Source organism: Bradyrhizobium sp. (genome assembly GCF_016462955.1).
Taxonomy (GTDB): Bacteria; Pseudomonadota; Alphaproteobacteria; order Rhizobiales; family Xanthobacteraceae; genus Bradyrhizobium.
Genome location: NZ_JAEMSD010000843.1, coordinates 1 through 1,753, shown reverse-complemented (window position 1 = coordinate 1,753; position 1,753 = coordinate 1). Strand labels below are relative to the sequence as shown.

At 65.3% G+C, this 1,753-nt stretch carries 1 protein-coding gene and 1 pseudogene; both read right to left on the bottom strand.

The annotated features are described in order from the left end of the window. Positions 1–1,142 (bottom strand): isobutyryl-CoA dehydrogenase (locus tag JHD07_RS39085; RefSeq protein WP_291631922.1); only part of this gene is annotated, 1,142 nt, incomplete at its 3' end. Positions 1,143–1,324: 182 nt separating this feature from the next. Continuing rightward, positions 1,325–1,753 (bottom strand): annotated as a pseudogene (locus JHD07_RS39080) (aldehyde dehydrogenase family protein); the annotation flags it as partial.

The window sequence follows — 1,753 nt, the reverse complement described above, 5'->3', positions numbered from 1 at the left end:
CGTGCGCCCTCGATCAGTTTGCGCGCCACGATGAGCCGCATGATTTCATTGGTGCCTTCGAGGATCTGGTGCACGCGCAAGTCGCGCACGATCTTCTCGATGCCGTACTCACTGAGGTAGCCGTAGCCGCCGTGAAGCTGCAGCGCATGGTTGGCGACTTCGAAGCCAACATCGGTGCCGAAACGCTTGGCCATCGCGCACAGCATGGTGGCGTCGGGATCCTTGCGGTCGAGCGCGGCCGCGGCTCGCCACAAGAAGGTGCGCGCGGCCTCAAGTTCGATCGCCATGTCGGCGAGGCGGAACTGCAGCGCCTGGAATTCGTCGAGACGCTTCCCGAACGCCTTGCGTTCCTTCATGTAGCTGCGCGCCTTGTCGAGCGCGGTCTGCGCCCCGCCGAGCGAGCACGCCGTGATGTTGAGGCGGCCGCCGTCGAGGCCGGCCATCGCGATCTTGAAGCCCACGCCCTCCTCGCTCAAGCGATTGGCGATGGGCACGCGGGCGTTCTCGAACATCACCGCGCGGGTCGGCTGCGCGTTCCAGCCCATCTTGCGTTCGTTGGCGCCGAAGGAGACGCCCGGCGTCTTGCCGTCGATGACGAGGGTCGAGATGCCCCCGGGACCATCGCCGCCGGTGCGGACCATCGCGACCAGAACGTCGGTACCGCCGGCGCCGGAGATGAACTGCTTCTGGCCGTTGAGGACGTAATGGTCGCCGTCGCGCACGGCCCGCGTACGCAGCGCCGCCGCGTCCGAGCCGGCACCCGGCTCGGTCAGGCAGTAGCTCGCGATCAGCTCCATGGTGCAGAGCTTCGGCAGCCATTGCTGGCGCTGGGTGTCGCTGCCGAAGGCATCGATCATCCAGCTCGCCATGTTGTGGATGGAGATGAAGGCCGAGGTGGTCGGGCAGCCCGTCGCCAGCGCCTCGAAGATCAACGCCGCATCGAAGCGGGTCATCGCGGAGCCGCCGACATCGTCGCGGATGTAGATGCCGCCCATGCCGAGCGTTGCGGCCTCGCGCATCACGTCGACGGGGAAATGCTTCTCCTCGTCCCAGCGCAGCGCATGCGGCGCGATCTTCTCGGCCGCAAACGCCAGCGCCATGTCGCGCACCGCGATCTGATCCTCGTTCAGAGCGAACTGCATCTCAATGCCCCCGCCGGATAGGGTCACCTCTCCCCGGAGGGGAGAGGTCGATTTGCGCAGCAAATCGGGTGAGGCGGTGCTGCTCCAACGAGAGACCGTAACCCCTCACCCGCGCCTTCGGCGCGACCTCTCCCAAAGGGAAAGGTGTTGTCCCGACGCCGCTGCAGGTCACGCGGGCCGCGTCACTTCATCAGCGGGATCGAGAACTCCGCGCCTTCCTTGACACCTGACGGCCAGCGCGAGGTCACCGTCTTGGTCTTGGTGTAGAAGCGGATCGAGTCCGGGCCGTGCTGGTTGAGATCGCCGAAGCCCGACTTCTTCCAGCCACCGAAGGTGTAATAGGCGATCGGCACCGGGATCGGCACGTTGATGCCGACCATGCCGACGTTCACCTTGGCTGCGAAGTCGCGCGCGGCGTCGCCGTCACGGGTGAAGATGGCAACGCCATTGCCGTAGTCGTGATCCGACGGCAGCGCCAGCGCTTCCTTGTAGTCGTGCGCCCGCACGACCGAGAGCACCGGGCCAAATATCTCTTACTTGTATATCCGCATGTCCATGGTGACGTTGACGAACAGCGAACCACCGAGATAAAATCCGTTCTCGTAGCCCTG